This is a genomic window from Bacteroidota bacterium (assembly GCA_018266755.1).
Classification (GTDB): domain Bacteria; phylum Bacteroidota; class Ignavibacteria; order Palsa-1295; family Palsa-1295; genus JAFDZW01.
On sequence record JAFDZW010000005.1, the window covers coordinates 233,077 to 251,867 of the forward strand.

Sequence of the window (18,791 nt, forward strand, 5' to 3'; positions counted from 1 at the left end):
GTGCAATGGGGTGTTACGTTCATATCTTTGTAGAAAGAACTCAATAGATTCCGTTCGCATGAGTGTAGTTTCCGTACGATCTGTCAGCAAGCGGTATGGGCGTTCCATTGCTGTAGACTCCGTTTCCTTCGAAATACCGTCCGGATGTATTTTTGGCCTCCTCGGACCGAATGGTGCCGGCAAGACATCGACGATTCGGATGCTGAATCTCATCACATTACCCGATAGCGGCGAGATCGAGCTTTTCGGAGAAGCTCAACGCCTTGAGCACCAAAACCGTATCGGCTATATGCCGGAAGAACGCGGATTATACAGGAAGCTGCCTGTCCGTGAACAGTTAGAGTATCTCGGCGCCCTTCGTGGCCTTTCTAAGGCAACCTTACGAACAAGTATCGATTATTGGCTTGAACGGTTCGAAATTCAAGGTTGGGCCAAAAAGAAGACCGGAGAACTGTCCAAGGGTATGCAACAAAAGCTACAGTTTATCACCACTCTGTTGCACGATCCGGACCTCTATATTCTCGACGAGCCGCTTTCGGGCTTGGACCCCATTAATGCAGAGATCATCAATGAGATTATCCTCGAGCTGCGATCGAAGGGCAAAACGATCATTCTTTCGACCCATCGAATGGAGCAGGTTGAACAACTATGCGATGAAATTGCACTAATGAACCTCGGACGGATCGTTGTCCGCGGTGGCTTGCGGGAGGTTAAACAGCGTTCGAATAAGCGTATGGTTCGGCTGATTTTTGCCGGCCCCGATGGTTTTGTCATTCCCCTCGAAACAAAAGGAGTCCGAGTGGTTGAACGGCATCCGAACGAATTACTTCTGCAGCTTCTCGAAGGTACGTCTGGACGCGATGTCCTCTCATATCTGACCACTGTGACAGAAGTCGTTACATGGCAAACGATCGAAACGCCACTGAAGGAGATTTTCCTCGAGGCAGTCACCGGCTCCACCGTCATTCCTCAGATCTGATTATACCGGCACGTATGTCCAAAGTACCGATCATCATAGGGCAAGAGTTTCGCCAGAAACTGCGTTCGAAGGCTTTCATCGTAATGACGCTGCTCGCGCCGGCATTGCTTGCCCTCACAGGGTTACTTCCGAAGGCGATCGATTCGATGAATAGCGGAGAAACGAAGAAGATCGTCGTCATCGACCAGACGAAGCGTATTGCCGCTTACTTCGCAAATAAGCCGAACAATTCGTCAAAAGACGAGATCACCTACGAGGTTCGATCGGTTATTCTACAGGACTCCTCACTCGTCGATTCATTAAAGAATGCCGTCGAGGCAAAGCAGATCGCAGGGGTCTTTTTGATCCCCCCCGGGGCACTCGCGGATACCGGCGTCGTCTCGACGCTTCGGTTATCGAATACAAATGACTTTTCAATCGAGGCGGAAATTTCCGCGCGGTATGAAGAAGCCTTGTTCGTCGAACGGCTACGATACAATGGAGTCGATCCTGAAATGGTGCGAAATGCGCAGACGGCACATAAAATTCAGACATTGAAGGTTGACAAAGGATCGGAAGCGGCGGATCACGGACTCGGATTTGCAGCCGGATATATCTGTGGGTTTTTCATTTATTTCTCGATGATTCTCTATGGCTCGCTGATTATGCAAAGTGTCATCGAGGAAAAAAGCACTCGAGTAATAGAATTGCTCGCATCGAGTGCCAGACCGATCGACATCCTTGTCGGCAAGGTATTAGGCGTTGGGCTTGCAGGGCTCGTTCAGGTGACGGTCTGGGCCTTAATGTTTGCCGCACTGCCGGGTCTATTGCCAAATTTTGTGCCCGGTCTTGGTAATACACTCAGTAACATTCTCGAGCCGGTGCGGTTAGCCTATTTTATCGGGTATTTCCTTTTCGGTTACCTCATCTTCTCGGTACTCTATGCAGCGGCCGGTGCGACGGTGGAACAGGCAAGCGATGCTCAACAAGTCACGCTCCCGATCACCATTCTCATTATGGTACCGTTCTTGACGATGACGAGTGTTATTCAAGCTCCATCGAGTACCACGAGCGTCGTGTTATCGTTAATCCCCTTTTTCTCACCGATCCTCATGATCGGCCGCATATTCAGCGAGACACCTCCATTTTGGCAAATAGCGTTATCATTTGTCCTCATGGGACTCACATTCTATGGGGTTCTCTGGCTGGCCTCGAAGATATACCGTACAGGAATTTTGATGTACGGAAAGAAGTATACCCTCAAAGAGATCTTCCGTTGGGTACGCTATAGTTGAGGATTCGAGGGGCGTTTTCCATCCCATGCATGCTCTTGTACGCCGAGCCGATGGTTAGCATAGCGTGCAAGAACAAAAAATAGATCGGAAAGCCGATTTACAAACGGGAGGATAAATGCTCCGATATCTTCTGTATGCATGAGCGTCACCACCTCACGTTCGGCGCGACGCGCAACCGTCCGGGCAACATGTAACTGTGCGGCCAATGGCGAACCGCCCGGCAAAATGAACTGCGTTAAGGGCTCTAGACTTTCCTCGTATTCGTCGATGAGCAATTCCAACGCCCGAATATCTTCTGCGACAACACGAGGGACATCATAACTAACCTTTGCTGAGAGTGGTGTTGCAAGATCGGCCCCTGCGACAAAGAGCAATCGTTGGATAGATACCAGGCGCGTGTTGAAGACACCACCGGTATCCAACGCCACTACAAATCCGAGGATCGAATTGAGCTCGTCTATGTCACCGTAGGCACGAATCCGTGCCGCATCTTTTCGTATTCGTCCTGCGGAAAAGAGTCCGGTCGTCCCGTCGTCACCCGTTTTTGTATAAATTTTCATTGTACAATGAACAATGGAATCGAAAGTTCGTGTCGCACCGGCGAAATGGTCGCGCCGAAGAGTAGATCCTTGAAACCACGATGACCGTGCGAGCGCATTACCAACAGTTCTAACTGTTGTTCTTTTGCGATCCGCACCAGCTCGCGAGGCGGATCGCCGAAGCCGATCTTTGTCTGCACGCGAAGATCGGAAACCGTTGCCAATCGCTGCTCCCAATCGGTCATTAACTCTTCTGCCGCACGTGCGGCGCTATCGTGCGTTTGTTCGCGATGGAAGATGGTTGGTCCGCTGCCGACGACATGAATGAGAACGAGTGTCCCACCGGGTGCGCAAAACGACCGGGCCTCGCTCACGACCCGCTCGTCATCGTCACTTCCCTCTACTGCCACTCCAACGATCCCGTAACGGTTGCCTGACTCCACGGTAGTGACCAATCTCCGCGTGCGTGCCTTGCGGGTCAAGCGTCCCGCCTGCTTGCGCAGCCAAGGTTTGACAATGATATAGGCTAGCAGAGCTACAATAGCAGCAAGAACCGGCAAGAGTATAAACCCCCACACGCGACTGCTCCCATCCGATGATAATAACGATTGCTCGAAATCGATAATATACTTGCCGTTGAGTCCGATGATTACCAGGGCCGTAAGCCATGATAATATCCTGACCCAGATCGGATTGGCAAATTCTCCCATCAAGCGCTTGTCAGCCGTGAATTGAATCAGTGGTATCAATGCAAAAGACAATTGCAGACTGAGGACTACTTGGCTGGTCAACAACAATCCGAGCGTCGACCCATCGCCCATAATAGAAATCACAATCACCGCTGGGATGATCGCGAGCATTCTGGTGATCAATCGACGAGCGACCGGACGAATGCGCAAGTGCAGAAACCCCTCCATTGTAATCTGGCCTGCGAGTGTGCCCGTGACCGTCGATGATTGTCCGCTCGCTAAGAGCGCCACGGCAAAGAGAATACCCGCGAACGTTGTACCAAGCAATGGCGAAAGCAGAGAGTGTGCCTGTTGGATCTCTGTAACGACCTGGGAATGTGAAAAAAATACCGTCGCAGAAAGGATAAGAATGGCGGCATTAATCAGAAACGCACCGTTGAGGGCGACAAAGGCATCGACGAGATTAAACTTGCAGGCCTCTCGCTTCCCTTCTGTTGTCTGCTCAATCTGTCGGGTTTGGACCAATGCCGAGTGAAGATACAAGTTATGTGGCATGACGGTGGCCCCGATAATGCCGATAGCAATCACAAGGCTGCCATTTGGCAAGGACGGGATTAATCCCCTGGCAATGCCTCCCCACTGTGGTTGTGCCAAAATGATCTCGATCAGAAAACACCCCCCGATCAGCACGACCAATGAAATGATTGCCCCCTCCAGTTTTCTGACTCCAAGGCGCTGCAGCCCGAGCAGTACAAATGCATCGAGGGCGGTGAGCAGTACTCCCCACAACAGTGAAAGACCGAACAATAGATTGATGGCGATGGCAGTCCCAAGTACTTCTGCAAGATCGCATGCGGCGATCGCTATTTCGCATAGAAACCACAGCGCAACTGCTACGGGCTTTGGATATTCATCTCGGCATGCTTGTGCCAGATCACGCCCCGTGACAATCCCGAGCCGAGCGGAAAGCGTCTGTAGCAGCAACGCCATGAGATTGCTCAGCAGCAACACCCATAGTAAGGCATACCCAAAGCGAGCCCCACCTTCAAGATCGGTTGCCCAATTGCCAGGATCCATGTAGCCGACGCTTACCAAATACGCCGGCCCACCGAATGCAAGAAGCCGCCGGAAAATACTCACACCTGTCCCGGGTTTCGGGACAGCAACACTCTGATGTACCTCCGACAGTGATACCTGATCAGTCATTGCTGGTTGTGGCTCAGAATAGCGTGCAGCAGTTCTTTTGCCGTATCGACCTTCCTCCTTAGCTCGCCTAACACTGCCGGCGAGACACCTTTGGACGAGGGTTTTTGATAATAGATATCGAGCGCATTGAGGTCGATGAGCATATCGGTCAGAATCGTCATTGCCGTGGAAACACGGCCACGATTCTCACCTCGCATAAACATTTCATCCTCAAGCAGCTTCTCGTATTGGGATTCTGTCATCAGTTGGTAAATCGTACACTCGAAATGGTGGGCACCGATCCATATCGCCGCCTCAATTGCCGGTCTCGCCGGCCAACGGCTGAAGAATCATAATATGCAACGATGGCTGGATTTGAATCAATCATGCGCATCGCATTGACGGCCGGGGCAGAACACATAAGCATTGCATACAGAATCCCCTTCGAAAAGAATCGAGTCATGTGTAGGCTAACACACTTCTTATTGGGGAAAATTCACTGTACGACTTACCGCGCTACGTACTCCAATGTACGTGCCAGTACGACGGCAGGGTCGATCTTATTCATGCAATCGAACGTATGGATCGGGCACTCATTGGAACCGTGCGAAGCACACGGCCTGCACCATAAGCCCTCGCATTCAGCCACTATGCCGGATGCAGGACGAGGAGCAAAACCGAATTCCTTCACGGTAGGACCGAGGACATCGACAACCGGGGTGCCAACAGCGACTGCGATATGTACAGGGGCGCTGTCGTTTGATACTAACACATCTAAGTGTGAAATCACCGCCGCCGATGCTTCAAGAGATAGTTTTGATAAATAGCTTATCAACTTTACATCATATGTACTTACAGGGTTAATAATTTCAGAATCAACATCCGTTTTCTGGCCGATTAACACGATACTTCCTGCCCGAGATGAGAGCAACTGGATAAGCGAAGCAACATGTCTGGCAGGCCACCGTTTTGTCTTCCACACGCTCCCAGGCGCGATACCAATAATCGGGCGTGGGAGCTGTGAGAACTCCGGAGGTAAGAGCGTGGATGGTAATCTAAGCGTCGGCAGCGCCGTAATGTCCGCGTTTGACGATAGCGTTCGAGCTAATCGCGCCGCAGAAGTCGGGGCGTCATCGGTCTTCTCCGCAGGTATGACATGCGTGAATACAGGACTTGGGACAATACCAACCTTCATTGGGACATTCAAACGCTTGACCAACTCTATCGTGCGCCTTGAGCGGTGCAAGCAAAACACGACGTCAAAACCGACGGAATTCAATTCCGCCGCTTTCGCTTCAATCCCCTTAATACCGGAATCCTCGCCATATTTGTCAAACGCAAACACACGGTGGATATTAGGGGCATAGCTCAGAAGACTCGCGGACTCCGGCCGAACCAGGTAACTTATTTCAAATTCCGGGTCGATCGTCGCAAGCGTATTCGCGAGAGCCACAGAACAGATGGCATCCCCGATGAACGCCGGCTGCATGACGAGTGCGCGCTTCACTGGACGTACTTCCATCGTTTATGCTGCCAGACCCAAGGGGCAGGTTGTTGAAGAATGATATTTTCCAGTATACTCACATGCTTTTGCGTCAACGATTCGAGCGTATCCTCAGGCTCCACAAGAATGGGGTGGAAATGAATTGTGTATTTCCCTCCTGGGCCTAACTGACACTCGGCAAACAACATTCTCGCCCCGGTTTTTAGCGCCAACCATGCGGGCCCCTGCTGTGTCGGTGTAGGAATCCCCAGAAAGTCAACTCGGACACTCTCGCTGGGTGCAGCCTGATCGGCAAGCAGAGCCAAGCATTTCCCTTCTCGTATCGTGCGGATCATTGCTCGTACGTCTCCGGAATTAATGAGTGAATTTCCGGGGCGTAGGCGCATATTCTCGAGGAAGCGCTCGGTGAACGACGTCTGGATGTTCTTACGGACAATGGCAAAATTGGACTGAAGTTGCAAAGCTCCGCCGAATGCCAGCCACTCCCAATTTGCGTAGTGCGCAGCCACGACGATCAATCCCCGACCTTCTGCGAGCGCTGCATGGTATAGCTCGGGGTTAGAAACGTGGGTCTTCTGTTCGATCGCACGAAGTGGAGCAAACCGTAGATACATCATTTCGGCAAAGGTGCGGCCAAGAAACCGATAGGAAGCTCGGGCAGTCCTCTGCCGCCATGAATCACGAGCATGAGGAAATGCTCGCACCAAGTTTCCAATCACCACGTCGCGGCGAACACCGAGGAGATATGCGCATAGCGCAATGCTCTCCCCAACGATCACCAACAACCACCTCATGCGCGCCTAATTGCCCGGGGTTCGCTGAGCTTCGCGAGTAAACCAGTCGTCTTCTTCCACTTCCCCACGCGCGTTCGAACTGACCAAGATAAAATTACCGCCACCTTGTTTGTCGACGAACACAAATTCTGCGCGTGATCCGGACTGCAACGGGATCTTCTGGCTTACGTATTCCCACTGGATATATGGTTTGGAATTAATGGCAAACGGTTCGCCGGTGATCTGATCCGGTTTACCGTACTGTATCCAGACTCGACCGCGAGACGATTTCCATCCCGGAGTCTTCATGACGCTGAACATTCGGTTCGCCTCGTCAACACGCTTTAGAAATGCACGATATTGTGACAGCGGCGCCGCACCGGTCTCCTTATCTTTTGCGCGCCAATAATCAAAGAGCCATTGTTGACGTGCTTTCAGCTCAGTAAGCTTCTCATAGCTCTTTCTCTGAATTTCTGTCGCACCGTAGAGCGTCTGCTTCGCACGTTCCTCTACCTCCAGTTCGCTGAGGTTTCCAAAGCCTGCATCTGTATAGAGTGTAGCCTCATCGACATTTGTTGATGCAGGAGCTTCGTCCTCTTCGGAGAGCTGAATGCCGCTATCATAGAAAAATTGACGTTTTACTGAATCGACTACCGTCGTACCGCGTACGAGTGTCAATTGAAGAACGTATGCATCGGTCGGCAACCCTTCGATCTCTGCTGAGCCGATGATCGGTACAACCGGTGCGTCAAGTTGGACTTCCTCGGAGGTCTTAAACATTTCTTTCCCTGTTCCGTCGAGTACTTGAATTCGAATAACACCGCCGTTCGAGCCACTCACATCGCTCTTCGGGACCTCTACCTCCGTATAGTAATATAGCTTCGTGTAATTTCCGCCGTATGTTCTCGATGGATTCGGGATGACAAGGAAACCAACCTTTTCGAAAAAGTTGGACTTGTCGGCCGTTTTTTCCATCTGACTTGCAAATTCCACATTCGAGAACTGATACTTGGTCGGCTTACGCAGAGGCACCTCTATTTCGCGGCGGAGTGTATCGTTGTAGGACTGCTTCGTATCGTTGAGTCCGATCAATGTTAACACAGCCCGAGTGTTGGAGACAGCCGGAACCATGAAAAACGATCCATCGACAACATCGTCGGCAATATGTTGCTTCAGCTCATCTTCAGAGCCAGCGAAGGACTTTTCTTTCTGGATCGATGCCGACCGAACTACTTTTCCGTCCTGATAGATATCGATTCTACCGTTAATCGGTGCGATCCACTTATCACCGCTCTTTGTGAACGGCAAGAGCTTCTGCAACACACTATAGTAGACCTCTACCTGAATGGAGTCATTTCCCCGGGAGAACGCCACTGCATCCATTGAGGTGTAACCCTGGGCATAGATCGGGATCGCCAGCAACAGCAGAAACGGGAGAATGAAGTACTTGCGCATCGTGTACAATGATAGATGATAAAGAATATACGCTCGTAGCTCGATATGTTGCAATAAAAACGCCTTTCCGGAATTGACCCGGAAAGGCGCAAACGAACGGAAAAGCACTATTAACGGAATTGCGCGCTCACCGAGATCCGGTTGATCGTCCCGAGGGACTTCGTCGTATTGATCGCGTAGTCGATCGTCCCCATAAAATCCTCGGTCTTATATTTGAACCCTGCGCCAAGACCGAGTCCGAACTGATCCTGGTTAAACGCATATCCACCGCGAAGAGCGAGCATATCGTTCCAGACATATTCCCCGCCTAAGTTGTAGGTTTCCGGTCCGTCGGAGTGCGCAGCGAAATCAAAGCCGACGTTCAACTTCTGATCCTGCATCTCACCCTGGAACACGTCCGTTCCGACACCAATGCGGAATGACAACGGGAGCGAGAACGTGCTCGTGACGAGCTTGGCATCGACAAGTTTGGCCGTGGTATTGGCAGTATTTTGCGCCAACACGGAAAGTGAGTTTCCGTCAAACGAACGATCGGGTCCGAGATTCGTCAAGGCCAACGATATCTTCAGATGATAGAAATCCGTCTGGTACAGCGAACCCGCATCGAATGCCAAACCGTCGGCACTGAGATCGAGAATTGCACTACGAAGGTATTTCACCGTCGCACCGAACGAAAAGCGGTCCGTAAGGGCGCCAGCAAATGTCAGGCCGAATGACATATCGTTCGCATTGAACGTGCCTGCGTTGATGTCCTTATCGATCGTAGCCTTGTTCAGTGTCCCATTATCAAGAACAGTAAGGCTAACCCCAAACCGATACTTTTCACTGATCGGCATTACTGCACCGATGAAGTTATGCGTAATCCCAGCGAACCATGCCGTATAGGAGGCATTCGCCGAGATCCCCTGCAAATGTGCGATCCCTGCGGGGTTCCAGTAGAGGGCAGTAATATCGTCAGCAAGCGCACTAAACCCTCCGGCCATACCGGCAGCGCGTGCACCAACCCCAATCTTCGTGAACGTCGATCCGCCAGAACCGACGTTCGTAAAGTCACTACTCGTGGTCGATGTGGTCTGTGCTCCGACGTTCAGGCTAAGGCCGAACGTCGCCGAGAGAATCATGGCACAGCACAAAGAGCGGCGTAACAATTTCAATGAAGTCATTCCGTTCTATATATAGAAAGTGTACGTACGAATTCTTGTTCATCGGCTGAGCCCATCGGCGAAATGCCGACGGGCCCCGAGTATGCTACGATTAATTACCCGTCACCTGGCGATAGCCGCCAAGAATGACTGCGAATTTCTTTGTCGTTTCGCCAAGGACAGCATCCGTGTTGATGTCCTTTGCAATGATGCGAGCGACAAGCACCTGCGAACCGACACGCTGACGGCCCGATGTCAGGAGATTCCACTCCTCTACATTGTAGCGGTCATTGAGTGAATCGACACCATTTGTCACTGTTGCACCATGGTGCTCCAGAGTGGTCACAAGATCGCCAGCCTGGGTGTAGATCTCGATGGTCGCACGCGGTGGGAGTCGCGTGAAAAAGAGCTTCGCATTGTCGGTCGATGTTTGGCCAAGATGCGTCACAATGTACGGATTCGGCACGACCTGCACCTGATCGAGAATTTTCTGCTCCTGGTAATACGCGTTCGATGCAAAATCGACACGCTTGTCCTTCGAAGTATAGATAAAGAAGCAAGTATCCGGCATCGGCAAGCCTCGTGCGAGTCCTGTAAAGTTTACAAGAATCTGATCACCCTGACGGAAGTCACCCGTTCCTTGTATACCGGTTGCCATCGTATCACCGGTGATGGTCGAAGCAGTGATCTGCGGGAAGTTAATGATGATCTCAGCACCCGCAAGTCGGACACGATGCACCGTTGCAAGCTGCTGCCCATTCGACTGATTCGCATGATCGTACGGGTAGTAGAAACTGCCCGTCGTCTTCAAGATAAGGTTCGCCGTGCTCGGATCATCCGGAGACTCGGAGAAATGGAACGCATCGACAGCATATTTCCCTGGCTCCGGTACGAGCATCGAGTCCGGATCATTATTTGCAGGGAAGGAGATTGTCGGATCCTTCGCGGCCTGAAGTCGGCCTATATAGAATCGGCTGTCTCCTTCGTAGACAATATCATTCCGGTTACCCGGTCGAATCGGCTTCAGGAGTGCATCGCAATGTGTTGAGCTCGTAACGGTGATCGGAAGCACCGACGGGTGGAATTCGACGCTGGAGTTCGGGTCCTTGATGCTTGTGATACGTGTCAAGTTACCGAGTGTATCAGCCTCTTGTTCGTCCAAATTCGTGGGCTGTCCGAAGTGAATCACATAATTACATTCACCCAGCGCACCCATAAATGACGGAAGCGTTGCCCACTCCGGAAGATCGGTTAGATCGACCGCACCGCTATCTTGTTGAGCCTGCATCGTGCGGTGTGACAAGTGCACGATCGATGGATCGACATTCGACGAAGCATCGCGTACTACCTGAACCTTACGGAGGCGGTACGGAGCCTTCACCTGTTCGAACTGGTAGTCAACGACGACACGGAACGCCTGATCAACGGTCTGATTTGGAGCGAAGTTAGTATTGTCCGAGGTAAAGCGTCCTTTCACCACTGAATCCGCATGCTGATCCAGCACTTCCTGTTGAATACCCGACGGGGTACTATACGGGGTGGTTGGTGGAACGGCATTGGGATTATACAATTTGTCGTAGGTCAGCTGTTTCCCCTGTCGCGTATCCGTCACGTTCACATATAAGTTTAACGGACTCAAATACAGGAAGTGGGGATTCAATACTTCATTCCACCTCGGCAGGAACGAGACACAGACAGTATCATTCGAATACAAATCGAGGAATTTCCCTGTATCGACGATCTCAAGCGAGATACTATCGACACCGGCTACATGGAGATTATCCGACGTCCAGGCGCCTTGAATACAACTGATATCGCCGGCTATTTTTGTCGGAAGATCCGGGAATACGGGTCGCGAAGGGATTGCAACGACGAGATTCTTAGGGGAGACGACTGCCGTCGTCAGTGGCCCGACTTTATTGATAGAGTCAAATTCATCGGTGGCAGTAAGGAAGTAGTAATACTTCACCCCATTGAGCAACCCTTCACTGCCGTTGATGACTCCGTCGCCATTATCGTCGCCAAGATCAAGGAATGAGTGCGGCAGTGTATTCGGGGTCTTGTTCGTACGAGTGTACTTGAAGCCCGTAAATACCGGCACCTTTGCTCCTGCTTTGGTATAGAGCGTATCGGCAAAGACACTATCCTGCCTGAGATTCCATAATGACCATGTGCCGAGGTGAACGATCGGATTCAAGCCGTCAGGGCGAATGGTCGAGTCGTGATCGCTGCGTGTGGTACGATACAGATCATAGGTATTGAACGGAAGCGTTGTGCTCAGCGGATCCTGCGAATTATCTGCTGTATAATCCCACTTCAACAGAATCGAACGGTCGAGGCTTGTTGCCGTCAGCTGCGGGATATCCGGCGGAACCGGCGTGATGAAATGCTTCACGATCGTTGCAGAAGAATCATGCGTAGCAGCATAGCTGCCCGAGGTATCCGCAAAGACGGTATGTGCGAAGGCAATCAACTTCACGATCGAATCTTTATTCGATTCGAGGTTGGTCGTACTTGCCTGAGCAATACCAATCGCAACGGTGGTCTCGACACTCTTCCCCGGGGCCAATGTAAACGGCCCGGTAGAAAAGAGAAGACGCATATCGCCCTGGATCGCCACATCGTGATCTTTACTGCCATCGGACACAAAGTCGTAGCGAAGATCCGGCGTCGGCGGATCGTTCGAGATCGTCCACTTTTTGAACGTCGTCAGTCCGAGCTGTGATTGACCACCCGGTCCATATCCATTGACCGCTGCACTATCGCTGTTATCGACGATATTCCCATTCACGGTTACCGGTGACTCGAGGAACGAGAAACCAATAACACCATACTGCTTACCACTTTCTGGTCCCGACCACTGATACCCCATATTGAGCTTCGTCGGGTCTTGGTAATACGGTGAGTTCTTTGGAAATACACGACGTGCTCGAAGCGTATCAGCATTCAAGAGACCGAAATACGAATTGTAGTCATTTGCTGCCGCACTTCCACCGACCCCAAGATCCGGATCGAACGCAGGAGCGACAAAACACTCATACAATGTGTCTTTGGATGCATTGGTCACTTTGTGACGAACGAAGATCATGTCACGATACCGGCCGAAGCTCCAGCTATAGATCACTTCGACAATGTTCAAACCGAACGGGTATCCCAAACCTTGGCGATATTCGGGGTTTGCAGAAACATCTTGGTCGGAATACACATTGACGATATCTTCCTGAGACAACATGGCCGGCACAACCTTGTCACCATTCGGCTTGAGGGTTCCAGCGAGTGTTTTACGCACCGCATTCGATTCGATATAATCACCGAAGTAGTAGTTGTGCTTTAACGTCTTCGTCGTCGCAGTATCCCAGATTGGCCACACTTGTGACATGTCTGGCACCGTTGAGCGTACTACCCTGTCATACGCCCCGGTAGAGGTCGAATAGCGAGGACTCAGATATGAGATAAACTTCCCATCGTCTCCAGTTTCCGGGTCGTTGATCTGTCCTTCGGTGTACCAGCCGGCACCGGAATTCGGATTGTATCCGAGCTCCACCAGTTTACGGCGCTTGCCGGCAATATTCTTCTTCGTCGCGAACCACAAGCCGCCGCCGAAGATATAGGAGTTCGACGTACCGCGCGGCCAATTTAGACCGGCAACGGCATCGTTATTGAACAGCACACCTTTGTTCGTAAGATAGAAATCCAGGTTGCTGAGTGTGTTCTTCTGACGCTTAAAGGTTTGCGTCTGAAATCCGCTGGACTTGCTCTTGGAGGGTCGCGCGTTGCTGTCGCCCGCACAGGCGGCAATCGCAACCAACGCCAAGACGATGAGCGTCACACGAATGCGAAGAAGAGATGTCATCATAGTTCCGTTATACATTCCTGTAATCTGATAGTGGCGCGTACGATGCCGGATTAGAAGTGGAGCGTCACGTTGAAGTAGACTCTGCGCGGGATCTGGTAATTCGTCCGGCGAGCAAAGTTCGTCTTACGCAGTGCCTGGTATGCCTGCGATTGTTCGTCAATACTGACGCGACCGTCGTGGTTAAGATCCCAACGAGGGTTGTATTTCAACTTACCAAGCGCATCGATCTGCTGACCGTCTGCATTCGTCGGATCGTTAATGAAATCCGTCGTACCGGTATAGAGTGGATTGACACCGTCGTCATCACCCTGGCCGGAAGTCGCGTACACGAAAAGTGGATTCGTCGTATTGAACAGGTTCACGACTTCGAGCTGGAGATCGAGCGACGTGTTACCGAAGCTCTCCCCGAAGAGATCGGCAAGAGGAATATTACGTGTCAACTGAGCATCCGTCTGGAAATATGCCGGCTCGCGATCTCCGTTGAATTCGCCCGATTGTTGGCCCTTTGCATTGAGTCGGGTGTACGGCACACCTGACTGGTACTCCGTCGTTGTCGAAAGACTGAGCAACTGAAGTAACTTCGTACCGAAGATCGTCGGCCCTTCGCCACGATTGAATCCAGCAGTCAACAACAGCTCTGCAACGTGTGTACGATCAAAGCTCAATGCGAACGGCTGCAACGGAAGCACCACGTTCGGATCCTCACCGGTCGCACCCGAATTAATCAGGAGACCGTAGTTTTCAGCTGCCGAGCTGGACGTGCCCTTCGAGACGGAATACGTATAGTTGAATCGGAACGAGTAGTTATCCGACATACGCTTTTCGAACGTCAGCTCGATACCGCGATAATTGCCGTATTGATCATCGCTATAAAGCGTGTAACCGATTGCAAGATCCGAGCTGCTGATCTTCGAAAGACCGGACAGATTTCTCAAATCTTTATAGATACCCTGCAGCGACATCGAAAGGACATCAGTGAGTGCGGTCGTAAAACCAACAGTAAACTCCTGCGTATGCTGAGCCTTGAGTGAGCCGTTGCCAATGATCTGGTTACCGCGTTGGATCACCCGATTGAAATTGCCACCGGTATTCGTTAGTACTTCACCGAACAATGGCTGCTCAAAGTACAAACCGTAGTTAAAATTAAATATGGTTTGTTCGGTGACCGCATATGTGATGCCGAGTCGTGGGCTCAACTGCGTCTGCACGGGAGCTGTCGTGAAGTTCGGCTGCTTGGTTGCAGAGTCGATCGGGTGATTCGGATCGACCAATGCATGGTCATTACCAGGATTATAGATATCAAAGCGCAAGCTCGGGTTAAACGTAATGTCGTTGAACTCCATCTTGTCACCCACGTAAATCGCGCCGATAAAGGGCTTCACTACGAACGAATCGCTGAACGGGTTAGCATCCCACGGCAATCCGTTGTTATAATTGAACAGGGTGTACAAGTGCCCTTCGAAACCGGCATTGAAGAGATGGTTCTGGCCGATCTGATTGGTATACTTGCCTTCCAACTGGATTTGGTCGCGCGTATTATGGAAGAAACCGGCAACGTTACCTGCGACGATGTACTGATTCAACAACCCATAGGGGTTGGCGGTCGAGTACGAGATCGGGGCGCCTTCGATATGTCCGGTGAACGGGTTCAAGCCAGCGCTCGAAAGGCTTAAGATATTTGCGGGGTTGCGCGGATCCGGAATCTGCTTGCTGACCGGAGTATAAATATCGATGATTCCGTCAGGGCCAGGCGTCACGACATGGTTATTATCGTCGTAGCTGAAGTTATCCTGTGGATCGTACAACTTATAGAGCGAAAGCAGACCGCCGCCTGCCGACTGGTCGTACTTTCCATAGCGATCGTTTACGCGCTCGTATCCGACTGTAAATTCGAGAAGTCCATCACTACCGTTTTCACCCAGAGCCTTGTTCCCACGCAGGGTGTATAGATTATCGATCGTGTTTCGTGCAGGTAATTCTGCAGGATCGCCATATGCAAGTGTGACACCGTTCGATTGACGACTGACTGCGGAGAGCACAGCGTCTGCGCTTAAATGGAATCCAAGTACATCGAAGGTTACCTTTGCGGTTGCAGCGCGGGAATAATACTTACTGTTTGGCAACTGACCGGTCGTATTTCCATACGGATCCACGACGTTGAGTCCTTCGTTATCTTGGGTCGGAGTCGTGAATGCATTCAAATAATCACGGGTGTTGATCTTTGCCGTGAGGAAATATCGAACATCGGAAGTGAACAACGGGCCACCCATAGCCAACTCATAGATACGGTCACCCGAGCCCATTTGCTTGTAACCGTTATCGGAGCTACCGAACAATGCTGGGATTTCCTGTCGGTAATGGGCTGTCATTTCGAAATCAAGACCGCCACCTTTGGTCTGAGTATTAATTTCACCACCGATATACCCTCCCTTGGAAGCATCACCACCGGCCGTGGTGACGTTGACTTCGGAAATCGCAAGCGGCGAAACAGCCGATTGAATCACAGAGGTTGCTCCGTTGACGACGTCGTTCGTTTCGATATTATTGAAACGAATCGAATTCTGCGTACCGCGAGCACCATGGATCGAGAACCCACCATTACTGTTATCGCGGACGAGACCGGGTGTCAAGGCAACAACCTGGTCTACACTATGACGTCCGGCCGTCGAAGTGATCTCGGTCGACGAAAGCTTCGTCCCTACATTCGTAACCGATTTGTCGACGAGTTTCTCTGCCGATACGAGGATCGTGTCCTGCGCCTTCGTGGATAGCCGGAAGCTCAACTCCGTAGTCGCATCGGATTTAATGCGAACCCCCTTGACCGTCTGCGGTTCATATCCCGCGTACTTTGCCACGACGGTATAATTTTCACCGGGGCTGATATTGATAATGGTCGCGATACCGTTATCCTTCGTGTATGCTCCCTGCTTCGTCTCAAGGACCTGAACGCTGGCACGGAGCAACCCCTCGCCAGTCTTCGCATCAACGACCTTTGCTCTAATCTTACCTGGCTGCGCGAACACAGAGGTCCCAATACCGGCAAGACAGACGATCACCAGTGCTCCGATGATCCTGTGAAGTCGTACTGATCGCATCGTGCGGAAAGAAATGGTCATAGCCTTTACCTTTGCAAAAAAATCTCTTGAGAATACTTCAGATCACACAACTCGTTGACAGAAGTGTCTGCCTACAAGAACACAAACAACTCTCGAAAGTAGCACAGATGGGCAGAACCGGTACTGCCCGACACAGGCAGTACCGGTATAAGCCGATAACTCAATGCACGACTGCCATCATGCCCGACGCCGAACCCGTTGCAGTCGTCAGCACAAACCGGTACACCCCAGGGACGAGCGAAGCCGTTTCGACCGGAATATTCGTCGTACCAGCGGAGAGTGTCCCGCGGAATACCGTGCGTACCGGTCGCCCGAGAATATCTTCAACAGAAAGCGTGGCAGCCTCTGGCTGATCAAGGGTAACCGGAACAGTTGTCGAGACAGCAGCTGGGTTAGGGTAATTAGCGCCAAGCATATTACTTGCAACTGCGTTTTCAGAATGCACCGCTGACGTTGACATCACCTTATGATACCAGGTATTGAACGTCCATCCGGGCATTCCATTTCCGAACTGCTGACCGGGAAATGTATCTGCAACAAAGTTTACATGATACTGCGTATTTCCTGCAACAGCCGGGCTATTCAATGCGGGCGCCGGGTAATGGAAGTCCAGCTTCGTAGTCGGATCGGCGTTCGTCGGATCATTCGCCATAAACGGTGCCGGTTCTGACCAGGTTGCGCCTCCGTCAGTAGTCTGTTGGAAATAGATATCGCGGAACAGATAGACTTTGATGCTGCTACCATCACCCAATTCATCCACGGTCATCGTGTCATTGTCTTGGAAGGTGTTATAGAGCACCATGAAATAATTCGGATTCGGCGACAATGTGGTCGTGACTTTGGAAATAAATGGGACACCCGTCGGCTCATACCCTGCCGCGGAAGGAGGCGCTGTAAAGTAGGTAGGTTGGTATAGAATTGTGTCATCGACAAAATCATTTCCCATCTGCAGACTGGTGAACTGCGGCTGATAGATCGTATTGAGGATCTGCACCTTCTTATCGCCAAGCGCCCAGTAGCAAACCATACCGGTGTATGGGTAGAAGCGGTTCTGCCCGAGCAACTGGTAATCCATCTGCCACATGAAGTGCGGACGACCGGTAGCATCATACCAAAAATCAAGTCCGTCGTAGTCGACGAGCGATGCTCCGCTGAGATTTCCATCCGAAGCATCAGGTACGTAGAGAGGCAGATAGGGTGATGTCCAGGTGGCACCGCCGTCATTCGATTCTACGAAGTATAAACCTGCATCGCTATTATCCCCTTGTCCCCACAAGACACCGATCTTTCCGTCTGCGGCAACTCGCATCAAATCGACACCTCCGTTACAGATTGCGGAAGTAGCGTCACCACCGGGATGATTCTTCCACCCCTTCCATGAGGGCTGCGCACCGCTAAGATCGAAATATCCGAACTCAAGTGGTTCTGCCGAGGCGGATGAACTCGCCTGGAGGACGCAGCCGAGTACATACAACTTGTCCTGACTCGGAGAGAGAGCGAGCGACGGATATCCAATATCCTTCGTCGATTGGTCCGATGCGGTACGATCGCAATCATACGAAGCAAAATTGCCGTCTCCTGGCTGTCCCTGCTCAAAGAACACCTTCGTTACCCAGTTCGTATTTCCCGTCGAGTTCGGGCCGTTATGTGCCGCAATGATCGGCACATTCACCCCGTTGTGCTTATAAAGCACGATATCGGGATACCCCAAACGCACACCGCCGAGAATCACCGGAGCCTTCCATGTCTGGCCTCCATCGGAACTGTACGAGTATTGCACACGACGGCTGCTGAACGCATTTGCGCCGGAGGTATCGGCTTCCGTGTTATCGGTCAGCACCATCGAAATGAAGTGCATCTTGTTCGGATCGTCCGGATCAACGACCAGATTGTGAGAGGCTCGACCATTACTCACAACATCGTATCGTGACGAGATCGGTAGCACATTGGCACCCGTAACTGCAACTTGCGTGGAGAGAGGCGACGAAGGAAAACCTGTGTTCTCCTTGACACTGCGGGTGGCAAGCACGGTGGAGAGCTCCCCTTTCTGACGGGCAGTGGCCGTCTGGCGCAGTGCACTATTGTTTGCAGGCATCTTTCCTACCTGCGCGACCACGGTCGAAGCGCAGAATGCGAGCGCAGCGATCGTTCCAATCGTAGTTCTTCTCATTGTGATATCGTTAGGGTGAATCGAAGCTATCTCAGATTTGCAAATTACGCAATTTTTCGGGTCGTCATGAGCAAAATCAATAATACAGCAACACACAAGAAGCGTCGAA

12 protein-coding genes are annotated in these 18,791 nt (G+C 51.4%); 2 read left to right on the plus strand and 10 right to left on the minus strand.

Annotation, left to right across the window (positions count from 1 at the left end; translation table 11 throughout):
* Positions 1–58: 58 nt before the first annotated feature.
* A complete protein-coding gene (locus JSS75_05645; protein ID MBS1903169.1) occupies positions 59–979 on the plus strand; it encodes an ATP-binding cassette domain-containing protein in 921 nt (306 codons plus the stop codon).
* Positions 980–993: 14 nt separating this feature from the next.
* Entirely contained in the window at positions 994–2,253 is a 1,260-nt protein-coding gene (locus JSS75_05650; GenBank protein ID MBS1903170.1) for an ABC transporter permease, read from the plus strand.
* On the opposite strand, the gene JSS75_05655 is transcribed toward JSS75_05650, so the two are convergent.
* The 10 genes from JSS75_05655 to JSS75_05700 form a co-directional block, all read right to left on the minus strand.
* Positions 2,244–2,813 carry a cob(I)yrinic acid a,c-diamide adenosyltransferase gene (locus tag JSS75_05655; protein ID MBS1903171.1) on the minus strand — a complete coding sequence of 190 codons (570 nt, stop codon included), beginning with the start codon at positions 2,811–2,813 and terminating at the stop codon, positions 2,244–2,246. The genes JSS75_05650 and JSS75_05655 overlap by 10 nt on opposite strands.
* Positions 2,810–4,687: an Nramp family divalent metal transporter gene (locus JSS75_05660; GenBank protein MBS1903172.1), complete on the minus strand. Its 1,878-nt coding sequence runs from the start codon at positions 4,685–4,687 to the stop codon at positions 2,810–2,812. Before JSS75_05660 ends, JSS75_05655 begins: the two co-directional genes overlap by 4 nt.
* Positions 4,684–4,929, minus strand: coding sequence for a hypothetical protein (locus JSS75_05665; protein MBS1903173.1), 246 nt, complete (start codon positions 4,927–4,929; stop codon positions 4,684–4,686). Before JSS75_05665 ends, JSS75_05660 begins: the two co-directional genes overlap by 4 nt.
* 245 nt (positions 4,930–5,174) lie before the next feature.
* Positions 5,175–6,173, minus strand: coding sequence for a glycosyltransferase family 9 protein (locus JSS75_05670; GenBank protein ID MBS1903174.1), 999 nt, complete (start codon positions 6,171–6,173; stop codon positions 5,175–5,177).
* The gene (locus JSS75_05675; GenBank protein ID MBS1903175.1) at positions 6,170–6,964 is read right to left on the minus strand and encodes a hypothetical protein; all 795 of its coding nucleotides are present in this window, start codon (positions 6,962–6,964) and stop codon (positions 6,170–6,172) included. The genes JSS75_05670 and JSS75_05675 overlap by 4 nt, the downstream gene beginning before the upstream one ends.
* A 6-nt stretch (positions 6,965–6,970) precedes the next feature.
* Positions 6,971–8,398 (minus strand): GWxTD domain-containing protein, encoded by a 1,428-nt coding sequence (locus JSS75_05680; protein ID MBS1903176.1) that lies wholly within the window; start codon positions 8,396–8,398, stop codon positions 6,971–6,973.
* Positions 8,399–8,508: 110 nt separating this feature from the next.
* A complete protein-coding gene (locus JSS75_05685) occupies positions 8,509–9,561 on the minus strand; it encodes a PorV/PorQ family protein (GenBank protein MBS1903177.1) in 1,053 nt (350 codons plus the stop codon).
* A 91-nt stretch (positions 9,562–9,652) separates the two neighbouring features.
* Positions 9,653–13,396, minus strand: a complete 3,744-nt coding sequence (locus JSS75_05690) for a hypothetical protein (protein ID MBS1903178.1) — start codon at positions 13,394–13,396, stop codon at positions 9,653–9,655.
* A 50-nt stretch (positions 13,397–13,446) separates the two neighbouring features.
* Entirely contained in the window at positions 13,447–16,512 is a 3,066-nt protein-coding gene (locus JSS75_05695; protein MBS1903179.1) for a TonB-dependent receptor, read from the minus strand.
* Positions 16,513–16,672: 160 nt separating this feature from the next.
* Entirely contained in the window at positions 16,673–18,682 is a 2,010-nt protein-coding gene (locus JSS75_05700) for a T9SS type A sorting domain-containing protein (GenBank protein ID MBS1903180.1), read from the minus strand.
* Positions 18,683–18,791 lie beyond the last annotated feature (109 nt).

Coding starts and splice junctions, on each gene's coding strand:
- JSS75_05650 (MBS1903170.1), top strand. CDS start 994: ATGTCCAAAGTACCGATCATCATAGGGCAAGAGTTTCGCCAGAAACTG.
- JSS75_05685 (MBS1903177.1), bottom strand. CDS start 9,561: ATGACTTCATTGAAATTGTTACGCCGCTCTTTGTGCTGTGCCATGATT.
- JSS75_05665 (MBS1903173.1), bottom strand. CDS start 4,929: ATGACAGAATCCCAATACGAGAAGCTGCTTGAGGATGAAATGTTTATG.
- JSS75_05655 (MBS1903171.1), bottom strand. CDS start 2,813: ATGAAAATTTATACAAAAACGGGTGACGACGGGACGACCGGACTCTTT.
- JSS75_05645 (MBS1903169.1), top strand. CDS start 59: ATGAGTGTAGTTTCCGTACGATCTGTCAGCAAGCGGTATGGGCGTTCC.
- JSS75_05660 (MBS1903172.1), bottom strand. CDS start 4,687: ATGACTGATCAGGTATCACTGTCGGAGGTACATCAGAGTGTTGCTGTC.
- JSS75_05700 (MBS1903180.1), bottom strand. CDS start 18,682: ATGAGAAGAACTACGATTGGAACGATCGCTGCGCTCGCATTCTGCGCT.
- JSS75_05680 (MBS1903176.1), bottom strand. CDS start 8,398: ATGCGCAAGTACTTCATTCTCCCGTTTCTGCTGTTGCTGGCGATCCCG.
- JSS75_05695 (MBS1903179.1), bottom strand. CDS start 16,512: ATGACCATTTCTTTCCGCACGATGCGATCAGTACGACTTCACAGGATC.
- JSS75_05675 (MBS1903175.1), bottom strand. CDS start 6,964: ATGAGGTGGTTGTTGGTGATCGTTGGGGAGAGCATTGCGCTATGCGCA.
- JSS75_05690 (MBS1903178.1), bottom strand. CDS start 13,396: ATGATGACATCTCTTCTTCGCATTCGTGTGACGCTCATCGTCTTGGCG.